Origin of the sequence: Hydrogenovibrio sp. 3SP14C1 (assembly GCF_029625905.1) — a bacterium.
Lineage (GTDB): Bacteria > Pseudomonadota > Gammaproteobacteria > Thiomicrospirales > Thiomicrospiraceae > Hydrogenovibrio.
The window spans coordinates 42104-66687 of sequence record NZ_JARTLM010000012.1 but is presented as its reverse complement, the minus strand read 5'-3'; the positions used below and the strand labels follow the sequence as shown (position 1 = coordinate 66687).

At 41.4% G+C, this 24584-nt stretch carries 18 protein-coding genes and 3 tRNA genes; 5 read left to right on the top strand and 16 right to left on the bottom strand.

From position 1 onward, the window contains the following. Positions 1 to 25 precede the first annotated feature (25 nt). The 6 genes from P8629_RS10550 to uvrC form a co-directional block, all read right to left on the bottom strand. A complete protein-coding gene (locus P8629_RS10550) occupies positions 26 to 376 on the bottom strand; it encodes an exosortase/archaeosortase family protein (protein WP_278166097.1) in 351 nt (116 codons plus the stop codon). Between the two features lie 247 nt (positions 377 to 623). Further along, positions 624 to 710 (bottom strand) — tRNA-Leu (locus tag P8629_RS10545). A gap of 53 nt (positions 711 to 763) precedes the next feature. After that, a tRNA-Cys gene (locus P8629_RS10540) sits at positions 764 to 837 on the bottom strand. 5 nt (positions 838 to 842) lie between these two features. After that, positions 843 to 917, bottom strand: a tRNA-Gly gene (locus P8629_RS10535). Positions 918 to 1027: 110 nt separating this feature from the next. Further along, entirely contained in the window at positions 1028 to 1615 is a 588-nt protein-coding gene (pgsA, locus tag P8629_RS10530) for a CDP-diacylglycerol--glycerol-3-phosphate 3-phosphatidyltransferase (RefSeq protein WP_278166096.1), read from the bottom strand. A 90-nt stretch (positions 1616 to 1705) separates the two neighbouring features. Further along, on the bottom strand, positions 1706 to 3547 hold the full coding sequence (uvrC, locus tag P8629_RS10525) for an excinuclease ABC subunit UvrC (RefSeq protein WP_278166095.1): 1842 nt from the start codon (positions 3545 to 3547) through the stop codon (positions 1706 to 1708). A 79-nt stretch (positions 3548 to 3626) separates the two neighbouring features. On the opposite strand from uvrC, the gene P8629_RS10520 reads away from it, so the two are divergent. Together P8629_RS10520 and P8629_RS10515 are read left to right on the top strand one after the other, a co-directional pair. Further along, entirely contained in the window at positions 3627 to 4565 is a 939-nt protein-coding gene (locus P8629_RS10520; RefSeq protein WP_278166094.1) for a S49 family peptidase, read from the top strand. Between the two features lie 93 nt (positions 4566 to 4658). After that, a complete protein-coding gene (locus P8629_RS10515) occupies positions 4659 to 6260 on the top strand; it encodes a sensor domain-containing diguanylate cyclase (RefSeq protein ID WP_278166093.1) in 1602 nt (533 codons plus the stop codon). Here the strand turns inward: P8629_RS10515 and P8629_RS10510 are convergent. From P8629_RS10510 to P8629_RS10500, 3 genes are all read right to left on the bottom strand, one after another. Next, on the bottom strand, positions 6232 to 6396 hold the full coding sequence (locus P8629_RS10510) for a hypothetical protein (protein ID WP_278166092.1): 165 nt from the start codon (positions 6394 to 6396) through the stop codon (positions 6232 to 6234). The two genes, P8629_RS10515 and P8629_RS10510, sit on opposite strands and share 29 nt — an antisense overlap. A 22-nt stretch (positions 6397 to 6418) precedes the next feature. Beyond that, positions 6419 to 8995, bottom strand: a complete 2577-nt coding sequence (acnB, locus tag P8629_RS10505) for a bifunctional aconitate hydratase 2/2-methylisocitrate dehydratase (protein WP_278166091.1) — start codon at positions 8993 to 8995, stop codon at positions 6419 to 6421. A 208-nt stretch (positions 8996 to 9203) separates the two neighbouring features. Next, a complete protein-coding gene (locus P8629_RS10500) occupies positions 9204 to 10481 on the bottom strand; it encodes an Nramp family divalent metal transporter (protein WP_278166090.1) in 1278 nt (425 codons plus the stop codon). Positions 10482 to 10634: 153 nt separating this feature from the next. On the opposite strand from P8629_RS10500, the gene P8629_RS10495 reads away from it, so the two are divergent. After that, a complete protein-coding gene (locus P8629_RS10495; protein ID WP_278166089.1) occupies positions 10635 to 11813 on the top strand; it encodes a GNAT family N-acetyltransferase in 1179 nt (392 codons plus the stop codon). 104 nt (positions 11814 to 11917) lie between these two features. Here P8629_RS10495 and nfsB read toward each other — a convergent pair whose 3' ends face one another. Further along, positions 11918 to 12574, bottom strand: a complete 657-nt coding sequence (gene nfsB / locus P8629_RS10490; protein ID WP_278166088.1) for an oxygen-insensitive NAD(P)H nitroreductase — start codon at positions 12572 to 12574, stop codon at positions 11918 to 11920. 434 nt (positions 12575 to 13008) lie between these two features. Here nfsB and purB point away from each other — a divergent pair, with 434 nt between their 5' ends. Continuing rightward, entirely contained in the window at positions 13009 to 14406 is a 1398-nt protein-coding gene (gene purB / locus P8629_RS10485) for an adenylosuccinate lyase (protein WP_278166087.1), read from the top strand. A gap of 73 nt (positions 14407 to 14479) precedes the next feature. On the opposite strand, the gene P8629_RS10480 is transcribed toward purB, so the two are convergent. Genes P8629_RS10480 through P8629_RS10465 form a run of 4 tightly spaced genes read right to left on the bottom strand, consistent with a single transcriptional unit; the run spans position 14480 to position 19857 of the window. Continuing rightward, positions 14480 to 15625 carry an ABC transporter permease gene (locus P8629_RS10480; RefSeq protein WP_278166086.1) on the bottom strand — a complete coding sequence of 382 codons (1146 nt, stop codon included), beginning with the start codon at positions 15623 to 15625 and terminating at the stop codon, positions 14480 to 14482. Next, complete coding sequence (locus P8629_RS10475) at positions 15622 to 16776, bottom strand: ABC transporter permease (RefSeq protein ID WP_278166085.1); 1155 nt, start codon at positions 16774 to 16776, stop codon at positions 15622 to 15624. Before P8629_RS10475 ends, P8629_RS10480 begins: the two co-directional genes overlap by 4 nt. Positions 16777 to 16787: 11 nt before the next feature. After that, positions 16788 to 18740 carry an ATP-binding cassette domain-containing protein gene (locus tag P8629_RS10470; protein WP_278166084.1) on the bottom strand — a complete coding sequence of 651 codons (1953 nt, stop codon included), beginning with the start codon at positions 18738 to 18740 and terminating at the stop codon, positions 16788 to 16790. Position 18741: 1 nt separating this feature from the next. Then, positions 18742 to 19857: an HlyD family secretion protein gene (locus P8629_RS10465; RefSeq protein WP_278166083.1), complete on the bottom strand. Its 1116-nt coding sequence runs from the start codon at positions 19855 to 19857 to the stop codon at positions 18742 to 18744. Positions 19858 to 19961: 104 nt separating this feature from the next. On the opposite strand from P8629_RS10465, the gene P8629_RS10460 reads away from it, so the two are divergent. After that, the gene (locus P8629_RS10460) at positions 19962 to 21131 is read left to right on the top strand and encodes a cupin domain-containing protein (RefSeq protein WP_278166082.1); all 1170 of its coding nucleotides are present in this window, start codon (positions 19962 to 19964) and stop codon (positions 21129 to 21131) included. Positions 21132 to 21183: 52 nt separating this feature from the next. On the opposite strand, the gene P8629_RS10455 is transcribed toward P8629_RS10460, so the two are convergent. Together P8629_RS10455 and P8629_RS10450 are read right to left on the bottom strand one after the other, a co-directional pair. Then, positions 21184 to 21651, bottom strand: coding sequence for a hypothetical protein (locus P8629_RS10455; RefSeq protein WP_278166081.1), 468 nt, complete (start codon positions 21649 to 21651; stop codon positions 21184 to 21186). An 11-nt stretch (positions 21652 to 21662) separates the two neighbouring features. Next, positions 21663 to 24575, bottom strand: a complete 2913-nt coding sequence (locus tag P8629_RS10450; RefSeq protein WP_278166080.1) for an insulinase family protein — start codon at positions 24573 to 24575, stop codon at positions 21663 to 21665. Positions 24576 to 24584 lie beyond the last annotated feature (9 nt).

Genomic DNA, 24584 nt, shown 5'->3' with positions numbered 1-24584 from the left:
CATTGATTATACTGAATAAGCAGTATTAATTATCCTTTAATGTTTGCTGAACAGGCACAAAATAGGTAAACAAGAAAAACAGCCCTAACGTTAACAAACCAACGGCGTATCGCCCTACCCAATGATGAGCAAAATGAAACAAATCTGGCTGATCTAAGACCACCAATGTAATCAACAACATTCGTATGACATTGACAATCAATAATACAATGTACACCAGTAGTGACCAAATGAATTTTTCTTTCCATACTGTCGGGTAAGAAAGAACCGCTGCAAAATAGAGTAAAAAAGGCGTTAAACCATTACACTCATGCACAATATTCAAATTCATGCCGTTAGACAGCATTAAGGTGTTTGCCTGAATACTAATTGACAAATCCAGAGAACACCCGTTACCAGAGTTAATATAGGTGTAACTATTTTACATTTTATTTAAATAAAATTATTTTTCGAAAACTAACCAAAGGAAATTAACTCAATAATTAAACGCGTTTCTCTAGAAAAGTATTGAACGCAATCTACGTCATGATAGAAATGAATAGCTTTATTTAAAATAAGTAGTGTGAAACCAAAAGAATTAAAAATAAGAAAGAACGATATAAGGAATTATATCTGAAAAATAATGGTGCCCAGGGCCGGAATCGAACCGGCACGGTGTTGCCACCGAGGGATTTTAAGTCCCTTGCGTCTACCAATTTCGCCACCTGGGCATAGAATCTGTTCGCCAACAGAGAAAATGCAATACGAAAACCCAAAACCATAATGGAGGCGGAACCCGGAGTCGAACCGAGGTCCACGGATTTGCAATCCGCTGCATAGCCACTCTGCCATTCCGCCTAATCTGGAGCGGGAAACGAGGATCGAACTCGCGACCCCAACCTTGGCAAGGTTGTGCTCTACCGCTGAGCTATTCCCGCATTTCGTAATGAGGCCGTATTATAGGGGGTTGCCGAAAAATTACAAGCTTTTTTAATCAAAAAATGACAAAAAAATAACAGCCTGAATGGGTTCTTTTCTAACCAGCTGATTATTGAGACTTTTTTGTTTCATCCGCAACGGTATCAAGCATCACCGGTAAGGCAGCACGCCCATACTGATACCATGTAATAACCGTTAACACTGCAGAAAAATAAAGCATCGGGAAACCTAAAGCTTCCCAATTAATGCCCCATAATTCCCCACCATACAGCAACCACGTTAAAGCGGCCAATTGTGAAGCTGTTTTGATTTTTCCTAAACTGGAAACTGCGACGACATCTCGAGCGTTGTTTTCGGCCATCCATTCTCTTAAAGCTGAAATACTGATTTCACGCATCATAATGGCAATCGCAGACAAGGTCACCCATATATTCTGATACTCAACAGAAACCACAATCAAAGCGGCCGCCACAATGAGCTTATCTGCCACAGGATCCAGAAAAGCACCCAGCTTACTACTCACATTCAGTTTTCTGGCCAAATATCCATCAAACCAATCTGTAATAGCGGCAACCATAAACGCCAGCCCCGCCCAAAACCGGGCATCTTCTATCGGTGCGTAATAACAGACTAAAAAAACAGGAATTAAGGCGACTCGTGACCAGGTCATGATCATGGGTAAGGATTGTAACGTCATAGATTGTGTCTTTGGTTAACTCATTAAAAAACTAAAAAATATTACCATACCGCTCTGGCAGAATGAGAATAAATGAAAAATAATCCAAAATCAGATTTCACCATGAAAAAAATCATAAATCGTTTGTGCGATTCTATCGCTAATGCCCGGAACTTTTTGTAATTCAGAAACAGCCGCATTTTTGACTTCCGCTAAGCCACCAAAATGGGTTAATAACTTGTGGCGCGTTTTTGCCCCTACACCAGGGATATCTTCCAACCTTGAATGCGTTTGTGCTTTTTGGCGACGGCTACGGTGACTGGTGATGGCAAAGCGGTGTGCTTCATCTCGAATATAATTCAATAAATGCAATGCAATATCATCCGCTTCTAAATCAATCCCCTCGTCATTAAAAGGCGTGTATAAAATCTCCAGACCGGCTTTTCGCCCTTCTCCTTTCGCGACGGAAACCAATGGAAGATTATCCAGTTCAAGTGTTTTAAACACGTCAATGGCTTTATTCAACTGCCCTTTTCCACCATCAATCACAATAAGGTCAGGTAGTGGCAACTCTTCTTTTTTCACTCGGCTATAACGCCGTGTAATGGCTTGATGCATAGCGGCATAATCATCACCGGGTTGAATACCCTCTATATTAAATTTTCGATACGCACTACTGTTAGGGACTCCGTCAGTAAACACCACACAACTAGCGACCGTTTGATTTCCTTGTGTATGGCTGATATCAAAACATTCCATGTGGTTTGGCGCAGATGCCAATGCCAACACTTCTTGCAACGCTTTAACTCGCTCAGCTTGCGATGCTTTTTGTGTCAACTGTTGCTTCAATCCTGACGTCGCATTTGTCAGCGCTAACTTCATTAATCCTTTATGAGTTTGACTGACTGCTTTTCGAATCGAAACCTTGGCTTTTTTCTGTTCTGATAGCCAAGTTTCGAGCGAAACCTGATCATCAAGAACATCAGACACTAAAATCATTTGTGGAATAGGAAGATCAATATAATGTTGCGTAATAAACGCACTTAATATTTCACCCGGGTTGATAGACTGCCCACCGATTTTTGGGAAATAGTTTTGGCTTCCCCATAAGTTGCCTCCACGATACATCATAATCGACACACAAACCTGGTTCGCCTCTTCAGCCAAAGCAACCACATCGGTATCTTTCGACCCGGGTTGATTAATTAAATGCTGGCTTTGTATCGCTCTTAAAGCAGAGATTTTATCTCGGTAAAGCGCTGCTTTTTCGAATTCAAAGTCATCGGACGATTGTTGCATCTTTCGACCAAGAGATTCAATCACATCAAAACTTTTGCCTTCCAAAAACGCGATGGTATGCTGCACGTCTTCTTTGTATTCATCTTCAGTCACCAATCCTTCAACACAGGGGCCGGAACAGCGTTTTATCTGATACTGCAAACATGGGCGTGAGCGATGATTAAAGACACTCTCCGCACATTGTCTAACCGGGAAGATTTTTTGTAACGCGTGTAAGGTTTGATGAACGGCAGATGCATTTGGAAAAGGTCCGAAATAACGCCCCACTTTGCGTTTTGCGCCGCGATGATAACTTAAAGAAGGGAATTTTTTTCCCGTCGATACAAAAATATAAGGATAAGACTTATCATCCCGAAACAGAATGTTATAGCGAGGCTTATGACGCTTAATTAATGTATTTTCTAGAATTAAAGCCTCGGATTCCGTATCTGTCACCGTCACTTCTATAGAAGCCACTTGAGAAACCAGCGTCTCAGTCTTAATCTCATCATGCCGTTTTTTAAAATAACTAGACACTCGGCGCTTTAAATTCTTAGCTTTACCCACATAAATAATCTGACCGTTTGCATCGTACATCAAATAGACGCCAGGTCGTTCTGTTAAATGCTTTAGAAAAGCATCAATATCAAATTGGGTTTCGAATTGGTTTGGCATTTGAGTTAGAATGACGTTATTAAATTAGTATGAGTCTTACAGGCTTTATTCATCATGTGGGTATTATAAGGTATTGTCAATGGATAATCAGGATCAAAATGAAGGTTTAAACCGTTTAGCGGGCGCAGCGGAAAAATTTGTGAAACAAGAAAAATGGAGTCGTCGCTGGACAAACTTATTAAAGCTTTCAGTGGTTCTCTATATTATTGTGACCCTTATTATGCTTGCCAGTCAGTTTACCTCTGAAGAAGATGTTTTAACAGGCAGTAAACATGTTGCTGTCGTCAAACTCGAAGGCCCTATTGTGCCAGGCAGTCGAACCAGTGCAGAAACCCTGAACCCATTACTAAACAGTGCCTTTAAAAACCCGAACTCACAAGCGGTCATTATCAAAGCCAATTCACCTGGTGGTAGCCCAGTGCAATCGGCTTTGATTAATGATGAAATCACTCGTTTAAAAACGCTTTATAACAAACCGGTTTATGTTGTGGTTGAAGACCTCTGCGCGTCGGGCTGTTATTATATTGCAGTTGCCGCCGATAACATTTATGCCAACAAAGGCTCGATTATTGGTTCGATTGGTGTTCGTATGGACACCTTTGGGGTTACGGGATTAATGGAAAAAATGGGCATTGAAAATCGCTCTATGCATGCAGGTGAGCACAAAGCGTTTATCGACCCATTCAGTCAGAAAGATGAAAGTGGGCGTCAATTTTTCCAGGAACGTATTTTAGAAAGAACACATCAACAGTTTATTGAAGCGGTTCGTAAAGGACGTGGTGACCGAATCAAAGAAAACAAAAACACTTACACTGGGCTTGTTTGGCTGGGGGATGAGGCAGTTCAAAACGGCATGATTGATGGCTTAGGAGATATCGGTTATGTGAAGCGAGAAATCGTCAAACAAACCAATACCCGAAACTATGAAGCAGATAAAACATTCATGGAGCAATTGTTGGGCGATATCAGCACCGAAACTTCTGCCCGTCTTGCAATGTATTTCACCACATTAAAATAAAACAGCAACAGGGTTCATTTTAGCTAAAGTTCAACTTTTACAGAGCATGCTATAATGCTCTGTAAACAGACTTTTTGGAAGAAATACTGCAGCATGCCAACCTCTTTTAAACACAACCGATTCATAAAGTGGCGTTCTTTTTCATCAAAGCGCCTCGCTTTCCTTGTCGCAATCAGTGTGTTTATCTTTTTAAGTAGCTTGAGTTTTTGGGTAAGCTTTTCTAATTACGACACCCAAAAACAGCATCTTATTAACTATAGCAGCCACTATGAAATCAATAGTTTCAGCGCCAGTAAAAAAGCACTTAACATTCATGCAAAAACCATTTTTCAAACGTCTATTTACAAAGATGACATTTTTCAATTAATGGCTAAAGCCTATCATGGCAATTCACAAGTCAAAGATGAAGTCAGAGCTGAGCTTTACCGTAAGCTCCACCCTATTTATCAACTGTTACAACTCGAACATATCCGACAACTTCACTTCCATCTTCCGGGCGGCATCAGTTTTTTAAGGTTTCATCGTCCAGCAAAATACGGTGACAATATTTCAAGCGTCCGTTACAGCATCACCCAAGTGAATAAAACAAAAGCGCCCATTTCAGGGTTTGAGGAAGGTCGTATTTTCAATGGCTTCCGTCATGTCTTTCCTATTATTTATAAGGATGAACTGGTTGGAACGGTTGAAATATCCTTCTCTGTCGATGCCATTTACGAACTGATGACACATAGCAACAGAGAATTCTATAAATTATTACTAAAAAAAGACGTAATCAACCAAAAAGTTTTTTCTAGCGAACGGCAGAATTATGTGCCATCAACCATTTCAGATAACTTTTTAGTCGATAAAGCTGTGGAAGGTATGAAATCACACATTAATGCCATCCCTAAGCCGAAAATTCAGAAGATTAATCAAGCGTTGCGAGAAACATTCTTAAAACAACTTGATCGCGAGTGTAACAGCTGTTACTTCATTATTAATGTAGATCAAACTTACTACCTAGTAAACTTCTTTCAGTTGGAAAACATCCAGAAAATACCTGTAGGGTATATTGTTAACTACCAAGAAGAGCCAGGAATCAAACTGATTACCGAAAACTTTTTACAGCACATGCTGATTAATGAACTTTTATTATTTATTATCAGTTTATTGGTCTTCTTTTTTATACGCAATCAAATCCGTCAGCGGCGTTTGTTGCATAAAATGGCCAGAACCGACAACTTAACCGGTTTGACAAACAGAAGTATTTTTAAGCGCGCCTTAAGTGAAAACATCAAGCGGAGTAATAAAAAACAATGGCCGCTCAGTTTAATTTTCTTCGATATCGACCATTTCAAAAACATTAACGATACTTACGGTCATCTCGTGGGGGATAAAGTGCTTAAAAAAGTTGCTCGAAATATTGAAGATGGCTTAACTCATAAAGATATTTTTGCGCGCTGGGGCGGTGAAGAATTTGTTGTTTTATTACCTAATACGGATCTACACAATGCCGAAAAAGTTGCTGAAAGACTCCGGCACAAACTTGAAACAATGACCGATTTTGATATTCAGATTACATCAAGTTTTGGTGTTTCAGACTTACGACCAGATGATACTGCAGAAAGTTTGATGCAACGCGGAGATGAAATGTTGTATATTTCAAAAGAACAGGGTCGTAATCGCGTCACTGCCAATCCACCCTACCAAGCATAAACAAACTGTAACTCTCTTCAATTGCATTACTTAAAATCAGCCAGGCCTGGCTATTTTTTATACTCATGCTAGCTGACTCTAAAATAACACCAGACATAAAAAAACCGCTTGGCAACTGAGTCACCAAACGGTTCATTGTAGACTTCTTAACTAAATATTTAGGAAGCGACTGCAACACCAATATCTGATAAGTTTTTAGGCGATTCGACTTTATAGTCAGCCATCTCATCAAACTGTAGATAACGGTACACTTCACCCGTCATGGTATCCAGCATCGCTACGGCATCCATATATTCCTGAACCGTTGGAATACGCCCCAACACCGAACACACCGCGGCCAGCTCAGCAGACCCAAGATAAACATTGGCTCCATTCCCTAAACGGTTCGGGAAGTTACGGGTTGAAGTAGAGAAAACGGTTGCGCCATCTGCTACACGCGCTTGGTTCCCCATACACAAAGAGCACCCAGGCATTTCAGTACGCGCACCCACTTTACCGTAAATACTGTAATACCCTTCTTCGATCAATTGGCGCTCATCCATTTTGGTTGGCGGCGCAATCCAAAGACGTGTCGGCACATTGCCCATTTGCTCCAGTACTTTCCCAGCCGCACGATAATGACCGATATTTGTCATACAAGAACCAATGAAGACTTCATCAATTTTGGTGTTTTGAACTTCAGACATCAGTTTCACATCATCGGGATCATTCGGACATGCCACAATAGGCTCTTTGATGGTATTCAAGTCGATCTCGATTACAGCAGCATAGTCCGCATCCGCATCCGATTCTAGTAATTGTGGGTTATCAATCCAAGCTTGCATCTCATCACGACGACGTAATAATGTTCTGGCATCCTGATAACCGTTTTCGACCATCCAATCGATCAACGCCATGTTGGATTTCAAATACTCGATAATAGGTTCTTCACCCAATTTCACCACACAGCCATTGGCTGAACGTTCTGCGGAAGCATCTGATAACTCAAACGCCTGTTCCGCTTTCAAATGATCAAGCCCTTCAATTTCAAGAACACGACCATTAAAGATATTTTTCTTACCTTTTTTCTCAACCGTTAAATGTCCATCCTGAATGGCTTGATAAGGAATAGCATTCACCAAATCACGCAAAGTAATACCAGGCTGCATTTCCCCTTTAAAGCGAACCAAAACAGACTCAGGCATATTCAATGGCATCACCCCTAAGGTGGCACCAAAAGCGACCAGGCCTGACCCCGCTGGGAAAGATATCCCGATTGGGAAACGGGTATGAGAATCGCCACCTGTTCCGACGGTATCTGGTAATAATAAACGGTTTAACCAAGAATGGATAACCCCATCCCCAGGACGTAAAGCAACCCCACCTCGACTGGTAATAAAGTCAGGAAGAGAATGTTGTAATTTAATATCAACCGGCTTTGGGTATGCCGCTGTATGACAGAAAGACTGCATCACTAAATCTGCAGAAAAGCCTAAACAGGCCAACTCTTTCATTTCGTCACGCGTCATTGCGCCTGTTGTATCCTGAGATCCGACCGTTGTCATGCGTGGTTCACAATACATGCCGGGACGAACCCCTTCAATTCCACAGGCTTTTCCAACCATTTTCTGCGCCAGCGTGTACCCATGATCCGCTTGTGACTTATCCGTCGGGCGAATAAAGACATCAGAAGGCTCTAACCCCAATGCTTCGCGAGATTTGTCCGTTAAACCACGACCGATAATCAATGGAACACGCCCGCCTGCTCTGACTTCATCAGGCATCGTATCTGGCGCCAATTCAAACGTTGAAATGGTTTCTCCCGCTTCATTGGTAATCTTGCCATCATAAGGATGAATCGTAATCACATCCCCTGTATTGAGCTGTTCCACATCACATTCAATCGGTAAAGAACCGGAGTCTTCCGCAGTGTTAAAGAAAATCGGCGCAATTTTACCGCCCAGTACCACACCACCTTGGCGTTTGTTTGGCACATAAGGAATATCATTCCCGAAAAACCACATGACTGAGTTCATGGCTGATTTACGTGAAGATCCTGTTCCGACAACATCCCCCACATAAGCCACTGGGTGCCCTTTTGCCTCTAAACTTGCAATCGTGCCATCAACATCATCCATACGAGATTTCAACATCTCTTTTGCATGAAGTGGAATATCTGGACGAGACCAGGCAGCCGTGGCAGGCGAAAGATCATCCGTATTGGTTTCTCCTTCTACTTTGAAAACCGATACCGTAATTTGTTCTGGCATTTTTGGTTTAGATAAGAACCATTCCGCTTCTGCCCAAGCTTTCAAAACCTGCATGGCATAATCATTAGTTTTCGATTTCTCGACCACATCATGATAAGCATCGTAAACCAAAAGTGTTTTTGATAAGGCTTTCACGGCTTCTTCAGCAACTGCCGTATTAGCGCTATCCAGCAATTCAATTAAAGGTAAGACGTTATAGCCGCCCAACATAGTACCTAGCAAGAAAGTCGCTTTAACGGGTGGAATCATATCCACCGCTGTTTTCTCAGCAGCCACATCTGCTAAAAAGCTAGCCTTAACATAGGATGCTTCATCGACCCCAGGTGGCACTCGATTCACAAATAAGTCTAAAACGAAATCTGTTTCTCCAGCCGGCGGGTTTTTAATCAGTTCAACCAGTTTTGCCGTTTGCTCCGCATCCATTGGTAAAGGTGGAATTCCCTCTGCTTCACGTTCGGCTACATGTTGACGATAAGCTTCTAACATACCTTTTAAGTCCTTTCTGTTTCGATTTTGAAGTATTTTATCATAGACAAGCCTAAACACTTAAGCCACTCATGCCAACAACTTAAAAATTTATTCTTTTTAGCGCAAATTAAATTGATTAACGAGTGTCGTTCTAAAAGTTAGACAGACACATAAGCAAACCTATTAATGATGATTACAAGTGAGATTACAATGACTTAGTCAGGTTTCAATGAAGGTTCATTTTATGACCCCCTTCCCAAAACAACATTCCTAATAACCACAGATTCAGCACAACGATAATAGTCGTCGCCGTCCAAGCCATGAGTTTGGTACTTGGTTTATTGACCAAATCACCCATTAACTCTCGGTTAGACGTCATCATCACTAAAGGAATGACCGCAAACGGTAACTGCATAGATAAGACAACCTGTGACAACACCAGCAAACTTAAAGGTTTGGCACTCAGCAAGATCGCTACTGCCGCTGGAATCATGGTTGCTAAACGAATATACACTCGAATTTTCAGGATATTGATTGGACGTTTTTTAAAAAACGATTCAAAGACTACTTGGCCAGCCAAAGTGCCCGTTGCCGAACTGGCAATCCCTGAAGCCAATAATGCTATGGCAAACGTTAAGGCTGCAGAGTTCCCTAATAAAGGGCCTAAAGTATGATAAGCTTCATCGATATCTGTGATCAGCAACCCTTTTTCATGGAATGCGGCAGAAGCCATAATCAATATAGCGGAATTAACAACCCATGCCGCGGTCAATGCCAGAATCGTATCCCACTTCATCATTTTATAAAACCGTTGCAGCGCTTCACCAGCAAGATTAGAACGCGTTGTTACTTGATGAGAGTGCAAATATAAATTATGGGGCATCACCGTCGCGCCTAAAATCCCCATCGCAATAAATAAAGCCGTGGTCTCCATAATCGTCTCATTTGGTACCGCTAAGGCTTGAGCCACTTCTACCCAATCGGGTTGCACTAACCATAGCTCGACCACATAGCCAAGACCAATCGTTGCCACAAAAGCAAAAATGGTCAATTCCACCCATCGAAAACCAAAACGCTCCAACCAGAGAATCAGCAATACATCAAAGATTGTTAAGAAAATAGCGACAACCAAAGGAATATCAAACAGCAGGTTTAAAGCAACCGCAACCCCCAAAAACTCAGCTAAATCTGTCGCAATCATCGCCAATGCAGCCGATGACAGTAAAAGGGTCCCTCTTTTTCCAGGGTGTTGAATCCGAATCATCTGAGCCAAGTTTTTTCCGGTCGCGATGCCTAGCTTGGCACTTAACAGCTGCATTAAAATGGCCACCAGAGAAGCTAAGGTGATAACCCACAGCAAATCATAGCCATAACGAGAGCCCGCTTCTAAAGACGTTGCCCAGTTCCCGGGATCCATATACCCAACCGAGACTAAAAAAGCAGGCCCCAAAAAATACCAAAATGAACGCTGATTTTGCATTTTTTCGGCAGTTTGATAATTCATATAAAATAAAATTTCTTTATTTAAAATTAAAAAAATATTTAGTCGAGACTAAATTATTAAGGCCGATTATACGATAAAAAACCATCTATTCATATGCTTAGTAATTCAATGCTAGAATATTTCAATACATGACATTTATTTATCAAAGTGACTATGCCTGAATCCGATATTCAACTCAGTTTTCAAGTTCATTCTTCCATGCAATCTATTGATGTGGATCAGTGGGATAGGCTAATTAAAGATAACACCCCTTTTCTTAAACATGCATTTTTATCCGCCATGGAAACGTACCAATGTGTCAGTGAGAAATTTGGCTGGATTCCACACCACATTACTTTGTCTCATCAAGATAAAATTGTGGCCGCCTTACCTTTGTATGAAAAGCACAATAATTATGGTGAATTTGTTTTTGACCAGGCCTGGGAACAAGCGTGGAATCAGGCCGGGTTAGAGTACTATCCCAAACTGGTTTCAGCTGTGCCTTATACCCCAGCGCAAGGTCAGCGCTTCCTCATCGATTCAGAAATGGCTCTTGTTAGCCAGGAAAAACTGATTGAAACTCTCCTTCAAGCAACACAAAACTTAGCCATAGAATGGAACATGAGCAGTCTGCATGTTTTGTTTGCGGAAGCTGAACAACAAAGTCAAATTGAAAAACTGACCCTCCCCAACTTTTATTTTCGTCATGATTGTCAGTTTCATTGGTTTAACCAAGGCTTTGAAACTTTTGAAGATTTTCTCGCCATCTTAAAAGGTAAAAAACGTAAAAACATCAAGCAAGAACGTCAATCCATACTCAATAACGGACTCTCTTTTCGAGTTTTGAATGGATACACGGCCACAGAGGAAGACTGGGAATCTTTTGATTTTTTCTATCAAAAAACATTTATTGAAAAATGGAGTACCCCTACTTTCAACCTAGGATTTTTCAAAGCCATCGCTAAAGCATTGCCAGAACAAATTGTATTGGTACTCGCAGATCAAAATGACGAATGTGTTGCTGGTGCGCTAATGTTCGAATCCGACACCACGCTTTATGGACGCCACTGGGGCTGTGCTGAAAACATCAAAAACTTACACTTCGAAACCTGTTTTTATCAAGGTATTGATTATGCAATTCAAAAAGGATTGCAGTTATTTGAACCCGGTGCAGGTGGCGAACACAAAATCGCACGCGGGTTTGTTCCTGTCAAAATGCGCTCGACGCATTGGGTCAAACATAATCCTTTTCCGGAGGGGTTAGCAAACTTCATTCAGCAAGAAAAACAAATGATTGATGATTATGCAGAAGACTGTTTAGCGCACATCCCCTACAAAGAGAAAACCAATTAATTCATTATAAATCAATTAATTAAGAATACATCCGAAAGTTATATATCAACCTTCATTCAGATTAAAAACTCACCACCATTATCTTCTTACAGTTTTTTTTTAAATCACTTTAGAATGGTAAAAATTTCTTCTTCCGGTAATCTGGATTTTGGCAAAGCCGCATTTAAATCCTCTTCATCACGATATCCTAATGCCATCATTGTCATAGCAGTATAGCCTTGGTTAATCAAGTCGAATTCTTCATTAAGCACCGCCACATCGACCCCTTCGATAGGCACAGAATCAACCCCTAACACTCCCGCACCTAACAAAATCGTCCCCATATTCAGATACACTTGTTTTTCCATCCAGCTTTGCGTATCGTTAAGGTCTTGTCTATGTAAGTCAGCATAAAAAGCACGTACTTTCTTCACCATCTCTTTACTTTCAGGGCTTGGAAAACGTCCATCTTTGTCTTCACTTTCCAGCAAGTGCAAGAGATAATTGTCATCCATTTCCGTTTTAGCGCAAAACAAAATGACATGAGAGGCATCAAGCACTTTGGATTCATTGGCACTGTAAACACCTTGCGTGCCTTGACTCATGCGCTTCCGACTTTCAGGCGTCTCTGCGATCACAAAATGCCACGGCTGAGAGTTGACACTGGACGGACTCAAGCGCAATAAAGCTTTGATTTGGTCAAACACCTCACTTGGAATGCGCTTACTGCCATCAAATTTTTTGGTGGCATAACGGGTTTGGGCAATTTCTACTAGATTCATCAAAGAACTCCTATCTCATGTCTCTTTGTAATAAATAAGTATGATAACGAACTTAACCCGATTTCAGAAGATGGTTCGCTGAAATCTTCTCAAACCAAGTTATTTAGTTCTTAAAAACACCCAGGCCTGGGTGTTTTTAAAGAAAGTCTATTGCGTTTTCTAACCTGAAACAATTTCTAGAACCCCATTTAAGTCTCAATCAACCGACATCAATCGTTAGTTGCACAAAAACAGCAATACCCAACCTATTTTTTCTTCTTGTAGTGCAGGTTTATCATTATTTATTTAGTGTTTAATCAAGAAGTTAAAGGAGAACTTTAACTTGAAATTCGTTTTGGTTTATATGCATTTAAACGGCTTATTTCAAAAGCAAAAAAAGTCGCTGTTTTCGGTTATAATGTGCGCCATTAATTAGATTGAAAAGGAACGAACGCATGCAACTTTCAGAATTGACCGCTATTTCGCCCGTTGATGGGCGTTATGGAGCACGTTTATCAAACTTAAAAGAGATTTTCAGTGAATATGGTTTGATTAAAAACCGTGTTAAGGTTGAGGTCTCTTGGTTACGTATGCTGGCAAATCATCCTGGGATTCCAGAAGTTCCACCAATGAGTTCTGAGGCTGAGAATCATTTATTGAAACTGGTCGATGAGTTTTCTTTAGAAATGGCACAGCGTGTTAAAGAAATTGAACGCACCACAAACCATGATGTGAAAGCGGTTGAATACTTAATTAAAGAACATTTTGGTAACAATGAAGAGCTGAATGCCATCGGTGAATTTGTTCACTTTGCTTGTACTTCTGAAGACATCAATAACCTGGCCTATGCGTTAATGCTGAAAGATGCGCGAGCAACGGTGATCGTGCCTGAGATGCAAACGGTGGTTGATAAAATCTCTGAAATGGCGATGGAAATGGCGGATATCCCAATGATGTCTCGCACACATGGTCAACCAGCATCGCCAACAACAGCAGGTAAAGAATTTGCTAACGTTGCTTACCGCTTACAGCGCCAAATCAAACAATTAATGAATGTTCAAATCATGGGTAAAATCAATGGTGCGACTGGAAACTACAACGCGCACTTAGCCGCTTACCCGGCAATCAATTGGTATGAACTGACCGAACAGTTTGTGCAAAGCTTAGGGTTGGCTTGGAATCCTTACACCATTCAAATTGAACCACATGATTACATTGCTGAGTATTTCCATACCATGCAGCGTTTCAACACCATTTTGATTGATTTTGATCGTGATATCTGGAGTTATATCTCTATCGGATTCTTCAAACAAAAAACAGTTGCAGGTGAAATTGGTTCTTCAACCATGCCACACAAGGTCAACCCGATTGACTTTGAAAACTCTGAAGGGAATCTGGGGATTGCCAACGCGATCTTTGACCACCTGGGTCAGAAGTTACCGATCTCTCGCTGGCAGCGTGACTTAACGGATTCAACCGTATTACGTAACCTAGGGGTTGGAGTGGCGCACACAATGATCTCATTGCAAGCGACGTTAAAAGGCCTTAATAAACTGGATGTGAATGCGCAAGCAATGGCGGATGACTTAGATAATAACTGGGAAGTCTTAGCAGAAGCGATTCAAACGGTCATGCGTCGTTATGGGATTGAAAAACCCTATGAAAAATTGAAAGAGTTAACACGTGGGCGTCGTGTCAACAAACAAATCATGCAAGAATTCGTGGACACTCTAGATCTACCGGAAGAAGCGAAACAAAGCCTAAAAGAAATGACACCGGCTTCTTATATTGGGAATGCCGCGCAACAAGCTCAAAACATCGAGTTGGCATTAACCATGTTAAAAGGTCGTTAAAACATTCGTTTAACAAGGCTTTTTAAAGAACCCGGCTTGACCGGGTTTTTTTATGGCTTGTCGAAAGATTAAACTAGGCGCCAAATTGTTTTTTGAACTGACGAATACCGAATAAAAACAAGACCGTTCCTAATGCGAACAACGCCAATAAATTCTGCCAAATAATCTCCAGGCCTGACCCTTTCAAAATAATGCCATACCCCATATTGATGTAATAATACAACGGTGATAACCAAATCAAAGCTTGTTCCCACTCAGGCATCGCTTCAGGCGGCGTAAAAGCACCTGACAATAAAATAATGGGCATTAACAACAAAATTGAAATAATCATAACCTGAGCCAAGTTTTTACTAATCGTCGCGATAAACAACCCTAAGCCTGAAACGGCATACACATAAACAGCAGACACCAAGAAGAATAAGAAAAAGCTGCCTTGAAAAGGCACCTTAAAGACAGGCAATAACACCACAAAAATCGATAAGGCAATACCACACAACAAGATTAACTCAACCGCGAGAATCTTCGGCAACAAGATTTGCAACGGGGTAAGCGGTGCAATCGAAAGCTGTTCAATCGTACCGCGTTCTTTTTCCTTCACCACGATTGCGGCAGTTAAGAACAACGACAGCATGGTCATCACTGTCATCATTTCAGAAATGGACATAAACCAGGCATTATTACCTTCTGGGTTAAACAAAATCATCTGACGAACATCCACTCTAGGCACTTCCAAAGCTTGCGCCGGCGTCACCTTCATTTGCTTCAGCATCCACTCTTGATTGAAGTATGCATTTGCCAACCCAGTGTAACTGTTTGCCAAATTACCTAAAACGACATTACTGCCATCCAGCTGAAATCCAATTTCGGTTGGTCGTCCGTTCAGTAAATCTCTTTGAAAGTTGGGGGGAATATCAATCACACCAAGCAACTGACTGCTATCTAATAGCTTTAAAGCGGTCGATTGTTCGGTAATCTGACCTTTCACATCAAAATAAGGCGGGCGTAATTTATTTAACCATTCTCGGCTTGCTAAGGACTGATCGTGATCCATATACCCAATAGGCGCCTTGACCAACTCTAGGCTAACCCCTTTCCCTGCAATATAAACTTCCCCAGTAAAGAAATAAATCGTCGCAACAACCAAAATCAAATCACGACTAAACTGCAACAATTCTTTTTGTGTTAACGCAAAAATGCGACGCCACCAAAGCCAGTTCATGCTTTTACCCTCTTATGGAATCGTAGTACTGCAACCCCCCAATAAAGCAAGAGAAAGCCGGTGATGACAAACAAATTAGGCCAAAGTTCCTGCCACCCTTGTCCTTTTAAATAAGTCCCCCAAAGTATTTCCAATTGATACATCGCAGGAAAAGCATGCGCTTCTATTTTTGCCTCGGCGGCCATTGACGCGACAGGCATCATCAAGCCCGAATACATCATTGCGGGAATCATAGTCCCTATCATGGCGATCAAAGCCGCCGCTGCCTGAGATTTTACAAAGGTCGAAATAACCAAGCCAATTGCAGCCGCACTGGCGACATACAACAGATTACTGACCATTAACAGCGACAACTCTCCTTTAAAGGGCGCTTCAAACAACAGCACCGCCGCCAAACTGAGAATGGAAATATTGATATAAGAAATCAAGATATAAGGCAGAATTTTACCGGTAATGAATTCAGCCGGCGTGACCGTAGAGGCATAGATATTAAAAATCGATCCACTTTCTTTTTCGCGGACGACACCAAGTGCCGCTAGCATGGCTGGGGCAACCAACATGACCAACATAATCATGCCTGTGCCAGTTGACCAGATACTTTTCAGTTCGTTGTTATATAAATAATGGGTTTGTAGAGTAACCGGCGCCAACATCGCTTGCAGCTCTTGTTTAGAAATTCCACGTTTTTTAGCAAACCAATCTTGCGTCAATTCTGAATTGAAATGCGCAGTGATAGCACTGACATACCCTTTTACCATTGACGCTCGATAAGTAAACTGCCCGTCAATTTGAGTTTGTACCTGTGCCGGCTTGCCCTGCTTGAGGTTTTTCGAAAACTCCGGCGGAATCACCAACAAAAATCGAATGTCTGCTTTAGCAATCAACTCATCCGCATCCGAGGCTTTTTTTAGATGACCTTTATAATCAAAATAACGAGAGCTGATAAATTTATGTGAGTACTCTCGGCTGAGATCAGATTGATCATAATCAACAATCACAAAAGGCATTTTTTCCACATCAAAACTCATGCCGAATCCCAGAACCATCATCATCACAAATGGAAAAATAAACGCCATGGTGAAGTACACTCGATCACGCCAAATCTCGAGCCATTCTTTTTTTGATAAGGTTAATATTTTACGAATATTCATGTAAAACGTTCCTAGCTGAGCTCATGTTTGGCGAGAGCCGTTTCAATTTTATCAACAAAAACATCCTCTAAAGAAGGTTGAAGCACCATGGTATCTTTTACCTCTATCTGGTTGTTTTTTAATATATTAATTACATTATTAGAAACGTCTTTAACTTCTTTTGAAAACAACTGAAGACGATTACCAAATAAAGAAATATCTTGATAACCGGCTTTTTCTAAACAAGACAAAGCCCGATAAGGATGCGTCACTTTAAAACTTAAAACCTGTCCTTTACGTTGTTTAAGAGATTGCTTCAAGGCATAAGGCGTATCATAGGCAACGATTTTTCCAGCCTGCATTAAAGCCAGGCGATGGCAATGTTCTGCTTCTAGCATATAGTGCGTTGTGATTAAAATCGCAACGCCTAAGTCAGAAGCCAATCTCACTAAAATACGCCAGAATTCAGCTCGGCCAATAGGGTCTACACCCGATGTCGGTTCATCCAAAAAAAGTACTTTCGGCTGATGAATTAAAGCACACCCCAAAGCCAGTCGTTGTCTTTTCCCCATCGGTAAACTACCCGCAGTCTCGTTCTGAACCGACTGTAAGTGCCCAATTTTTATCACCCAATCAATCCGCTCTTTTAACTTCTGGCCAGTCAAACCATAAATACGGCCGAACAATTTAATGTTTTCCAATACCGTTAAGTCTAGATACAACGAAAAAGCTTGTGACATATAACCGATGCTTTCTTTGATTGCCATTCCTGAATGCGCCATATTCTGATTGGCAACAAAGCCTGCCCCTTCAGAGGGCGGAAGAATGCCGGTCAACATTTTGATTACGGTACTTTTGCCCGCACCATTTGCGCCTAATAACCCAAAAATTTCACCAGGCCTGACCTCAAAACTGACTTGGTCTGCGGCGGTAAAGTTGCCGAACCGACGAACGAGCTTATCCGCTTTGATAAGCGCACTCGTGTCCGCTGTATTATTTTTAGCATGAGATTTAGAAATAAGGTCAGGCTGTTTTTGAAGCTGTTTTTCGGCAGTGGCTGAATGATTTTTTAAACGCTGAATAAAAAACTCTTCTAGACCAATAGGTAAAAAATGCCATTGCAGTTCTTCTGAATTTAATAAGTTTTTAAGAATTGATTCAATCGTATTTTTATCTTGCCCAAAGGCAACCAGGCGAACCATTTGCCCCAATTGTTCTACGATTTCAAATTGTGTTCTCAGTGTCGCCAATACTTGATCCGGTTGAGTCGTTTCAATTTCAACAACCCAACCAGGTGACTTAGAAACGATCTCATCCGCACTGCCTTGCTCTAGTACTTTTCCTTGGTGCATCACACTTAAACGATGAAAACGGCTGGCTTCATCCATATAAGCGGTCGAAACCAAAGCCGTCATCCCTTCTTCCATCACCAAACGATTAAGCATTTCCCAGAAATCTCGCCGAGAAATTGGATCAACGCCGGTCGTCGGTTCATCCAGAATAATCAACTCTGGCTGATGAATTAAGGTACAAATTAGACCAAGTTTCTGCTTCATTCCGCCCGATAAATTTTTCATTGCTCGGGTTTTAAAAGACGTGAGTTTCGCAACCGATAACAGCATTTCTTTACGCTGTGTTAGCAACTCTGCAGACACCCCTCTTAAATTTGCAAAGAAATCGATATTCTCTTCAATGCTTAAATCAGGATAAAGGTTCAAGCCTAAGCCTTGTGGCATAAACCCAATACGGTGCTTTATCTTTTCTGCCGTTTTTTCAGAATCGATGCATTGACCAAACACATGAATCTCACCAGAATCGTAAGTTAATACCCCGGAAATACATTGCATCAACGAACTTTTTCCTGCACCATCCGGACCAATTAATCCATAGATTTCGCCGGTGCGAACGTCGACAGAAATATCCTCTATGGCTGTCTTTTTTCGATAGCGTTTACAGACTTGATTTGCTTGAACCGCAAAATCCATCTTATTTCACCTGAACATAAGCATCTGCTGGGAGCCCAGGAGTAATTCGTTTCTTTGGGTTATCGTCGAGATATAATTTGATGGCATACACCAATTTAACGCGCTCGTCCTGCGTTTGAACTTCTTTCGGAGTGAACTCCGTTTCCGAGGCTATATATCGAATGGTGGCTGGAAAGTTCTGTTCTGGCAAGGAATCGATTTTAATATTTGCTTTTTGCCCCAAATGCACCAACCCTACTTTATTCTCGGCAATATAGCCTTTTAGGTAAACTTGGTTTAAGTTAACAATATCAAACAACCCTGCACCCGAGGCAATGACCTCACCTTCGTTAATCAGTTTGGTTGTGATAACACCATCAGTGGGCGATTTAATTCTCATATCATCAAAGACACTCATTGCTTCCATTAAAGCGGCTTGAGCTTGTAAATTTTGCGCTTTAACCGCATTGACATCATCTTGCCTTGCTTCAATCTGTTGCCATCCCAACTTGGTTTCATTGAGTGCCTTTTGAGCTTTATTGATTGCTGCTTTTGCAATTAAGACATTATCATCTGCAATTTTCTTCGCCAATGCAGCTGATTCATGTTGATGCTTTTGGATTGTGCCTTTTTCATACAATTTAGCATAACGGCGTTCATCAATTTTGGCCTGCTGTGCATTTTCAACGGCACTGTTCAAAACAGCCTTACTGTGCTTAACTGCTGATTCAGCCGTTGCAATCTGCAAAGGCACTTGGTTTTTTAACACTTTTAAATTCGTTTTAGCTGCCTTTAAACGTGCTTGGGCTGCCCCATAAGCAGCGGCTGCCTGAGTGACCTTCGCTCTGACTTGAGCATCATCTAAAACCGCCAAAACCTGATCTTTTTTGACCTCATCCCCTTCACGTACCAAAACCTTTAAAATCTTGCCAGATACTTTGGTTGAGGCCAAATAGTGGTCTGCTTCTGTTCGACCATTGACCTTAACGACATCATCAGGCAAGACCGTAGGCATTTCTTTTACGTAGATCGAAATGGCTGCAACAATGACAGCCAGAAAGAGAATGCCACTTAACCAGGTTTTATGTTGTGTATTCATACCAATCCCAAAATTATTTTTCGACGGTTTTTGTTTCATTTGAATACCTATTCAGGAATCATGAAACGCCTTTAAATAGTCTATATGAATGCATTTTAAAACGCTATAATGCACCCATATTTAATACGAGTTTTACAGCTATTATGATTCATTTCGACCTTTTAGATAAAGAAAGTTTCCTTTCTGAATACTGGCAAAAAAAGCCCCTTTTAATTCGCAATGCTTTGCCTAACTTTTCTCCACCCGTCAGTGCGGAAGAACTGGCCGGACTTTCCTTAGAAGAAGAAGTTGAAAGCCGAATTGTTATTCAACATGATGCAGAAAAGTATGAACTCAAAAAAGGCCCTTTTGACGAAGCTTTTTATCAAAACTTGCCGGAAAAGAACTGGACGTTATTAGTTCAGGGAATGGATCGTTTATTACCTGAAGTCACCGAACTGCTGAATGAATTTGATTTTATTCCAAGCTGGCGCATTGATGACATTATGGTCAGCTACGCGACTGAAGGTGGAAACGTCGGACCTCATTTCGATCACTATGATGTGTTTTTATTACAAGCCCAAGGCGAACGTCGTTGGCAACTGACTTCGCAAGACTGTGATGAAAGCAATTATATTGAAGGGGTCGACTTACGATTAATGAAACGGTTTAAGGTAGAAGATGAGTATGTCTGCCAGCCAGGCGATATTCTCTATGTTCCGCCTAAATGGGGGCATCATGGCGTCGGTTTGACAGAAGATTGTATGACGTTCTCCATTGGCTACCGAACGTATCGCGGCTTAGAGTTATGGGACAGCTTTGGCGATTACTTAGCGGAAACACAGCAGTTTCAATCTCTTTACCAAGATCCTAACTGGCAAGGCACCGCGCCTGGTCAAATTTCAGAAGGCAGTTGGCAACAAGCGCAAGCGTTACTTAAGGCTGCGCTTGAAAATGAAGAGGCTCTTAAAAATTGGTTTGGTCGTTTCGCGACACAACTGGACCAAGGAGCATCTCAGCTATTACCTAACCCCCTTAGTGAAACTGAAAGCTGCCCGAAAGAAACTTTCGTTGAGGCCTTACAAGATGCAGAAGGTATTTTAAGGGATGCTGTCTGCCGATTTGCCTATACAGAATTTAGTCAAAACCAGGTTAAACTCTATATTAACAGTGCCGAGTGGCAAGATTTTCATGCTGAGCCGGACTTTATTCGTTGTTTATGTAACCAACGTTTTATAGATCAAACAAAGCTTAAATCTTACTTGAATCACTCAGGTAATCAGGCATTATTATACGACTTATGGAATCTACAGTTTATTGAAGTAATTCAATAAGTTAAAAAAGACATGGTTAAAACACTTTAAAATGTTTTAACCAGTAAGCACTCTAAAAAGACTCATCTTCATTTAGATAAATATCTAACGATTCCACCACTTGCATCACTTTTGGCTTAATGAAATTATGAAAGATTTCAGCACGATCTGATTCACCATACCTTGCACCGGGCAAATCGACAAAGTCCCGCGAATCAAATTGAATCAAGCTCGGTGAGATAACTTCTACTGTAACTAAATATTGTGTTTGCAATTTTTTACCACGGATGTCTATTGTAAGCATCCCTTTTCCATTCACTTGGTGATTCGTCATATTGAAGTACTCGACCTCTGCACCTGGAGCAGTAATACGCGACTGCATCCAGCTTTTGATTTTAAGCAGTAACTGGTGCTGATTCGTCACTTCCGTATTAACTTGAATCATCGCTTCTATATGCTTATCATCGGGCCGAATCAAATCATTGCTACATCCCACCAATAGCGTGGACAGCAGCAAAAAGAACGTTATTTTCTTAAACACAAATATCCTTCTTACAATGTAATAATTTCAAATTCATCTTTTTTCAGACTGTCGACCATACCGGAATGGGTCAGCACAGCAGAAGAAGCTTTCTCAGGCATCAAATACTGGTTCGCAACCCGACGTAAATCCTCTAAAGTGGTGTCTAAAACGCCTTGTCTATGTTTCATTCGGACATCATGACTACGACCATAAAGATCTTGATAGAAGGCTTTTCTGGCCTCTCCAGCTGGAGATCCAGGCTTATCGATTGCGCTGATGACATTAAGGATCGCTTCATCCACTTTTGCTTGTGTGGCTTCATTACTCATGATCCATTGCAAAGAACGGTCAAAGTCAGATAACGTTTCCTGTAATCTCGGATCGCGATACGAAAAGAATACGAAAGCCCCCGCTTCGGCATTAAAAGTCGCTCCTCCGCCATAAGCACCGCCTTTTTCACGAATCTGAGAATGTAAAAAACCATTCCGAAGACACGCGCCCAACACCGACAACTTCGGTGCATCTTCATGGCCTGAGGCCACTGCAGGATAAGACTTGGCGCAGAAGTTCACTTGAGTGCTGGTAATCCAGGCCTGGTGAATTTTTTCATGTGATGCAGACAGCTCTAGCCCATTTGTATTCGAGGTATTGGTCATCATTGATTGCCAGCTAGAAAGACTTTCAATCGCGCCATCAAGCCCTTCTTCATCTGAAATAACCAATGATTGCTTAACGGAGTTCATCAATTTTTGTTGAATTGATTGGAACTGATTAGACAGAGTTTCTAACTGACTATCCTCTGATAACCCATCGTAAAGCGACTTGATGGTTTGAATGCCTGCAAAGCCCGAACGATTAAAGTTCCAGTTTGCCACAGGGGATGCATTTTGAGTGGCTGCTGACATTGCCAAACCATGTCCATTCCCCGTCACGCCTTGATCAATCGAAGTACGGATCTGTCCTACCAAGTCACGGATTCGAGCATGTTCATCAAAACGCGCTTCTCCTAATGTTTCCAACATTAAATTGGCCAAATCGGCTTGGTTGGTATTCAATGCTTTTCCAGACAAAATAAAATGACTATGAAACTGATCGATATTATTTAAATCAGCACGGACTGTAGAGCGAGCAGAAAGCCCGCCCGTCAAAGCCGCTTGCAGTGATTGGGTTTGTAAATAATCTCGATCTGCTGACCCTAATTCAGCCAAGCAAGCATTAAATAAAGGCAAAACCTTTTTCTCTGACTCAGAAAAATCGGGAAGATCAATAACCAACTGTTGGTAAGTCAACCCGTTCGTGCCAGTTTGGTACGCCGTCATTGAAGGTAAGTCTGTTTGTTGTGTCGGGCGGATGTTTTTAATGTCCGCAGGCACATCTTTTTTGGTTACTTCTGGCAGAATGGAAGCATCATCATCTTGTTCTTGTCGTGCTTTTAAAGCCAACGATTGAGAAATGATTGCTTGTTTTTCTTTATCAGATAAATGCGCCTGAATGTCAGCCAATTTTGCTTTTTCTGCCGACTCATCCTGTGCGGATAAGCCATCATCCGGTTCTAGTGTATAACGCACACGATGTGGATTATCCAGAATCCAGTTTTGGATCAAGTCGGGAATAAATCTTGGGTTTTCGACGTCTTTTCTAAGCTGCTGTAATGCGGCATTGGTGTCTAATAAAGCAATCGGATCCCCTTCATGCATCGTGCCTGACAACGCTTGTATAATCAGCTGAAGTCCATAAGGGTAGCTGTCCCCACCAATTTCACGTTGCGAAAACTCAAGCTGGTGCAACATGGCTTCTACTTGTTCGGTATCGATCCCCTCTTCAACAATGTTTTGCAAAGTCTCAATAATCAACGCTTCAATGGCTTCAGCATGTTCTGCTTCAGATCCTTGAACCCCGGCAATAAAAGCCATTTCCTTATTGGAATCTTCCAGTCCACATAACGGAGAGGGCGCTGCGGCCAAATCAGATTCCTCTATTGCCTGTCTTAATGGCGAGGCGCTATTATCCAATAAAACTGCTGACAACAAATGTCCTTTTAAAACATCCATTGGATTTTTGTTTTCACCCAGCAACCAGCCTAAAACAATATGCGTTTTCTCACTTAAAGAGTCTTCATTTAACGCATATTTTCCGGTGACGGTTTTAGGTTCAGTGTAACGCTCTTCATTCGTTACCATAACCTTAGGTACATTCTCTTTAAAACGATGCAACGCTAAAGATTCGAAATCAGCTTGATGCGTTTGAGCAGGAATATCACCGTACGTTAAGAATACCGAATTAGACGGGTGATAATGAAAACGGTGGAATTCAACTAACTGCTCATACGTTAAAGCAGGAATGTCTTTAGGGTTCCCACCACTGTTATAGTGATAGGTAGAAGTTGGATACAATTCACTCGAAAACTGTTGCCATAAAGTTGCGACAGGAGAACTCATCGCTCCTTTCATTTCATTAAATACAACACCCTTATAGGTTAAGTTTGAATCAGGATTATCCATTTCCTCAAACTCTAAACGATGTCCTTCCTGTGCAAAATCTAACGGGTCAATATTTGGAAAAAACACAGCATCCATATAGACTTGCAATAGATTATCAAAGTCTTTTCTATTCTCTGTTGCAAACGGATAAGCTGTCCAATCACTAGAAGTAAAAGCATTCATAAAGGTATTCAAAGAACGACGAATCATCATAAAGAAAGGGTCCCGCACGGGATACTTTTCGCTGCCGCATAAAACCGTATGTTCCAAGATATGCGCAACCCCGCTTGAATCCATCGGAACCGTTCTTAAAGCAACCATAAACACATTCTGAGGATCATCTGCAGAAAGGTGGTAGTGCTCAGCTCCTGTCACTTTATGTTTAAAATGCTGAACCGTGATGTTCAACGATTCAATAACGTGTTCATTAATAAATTCAAACGCTGGGTGCTGTGTTGACATATAAACTCT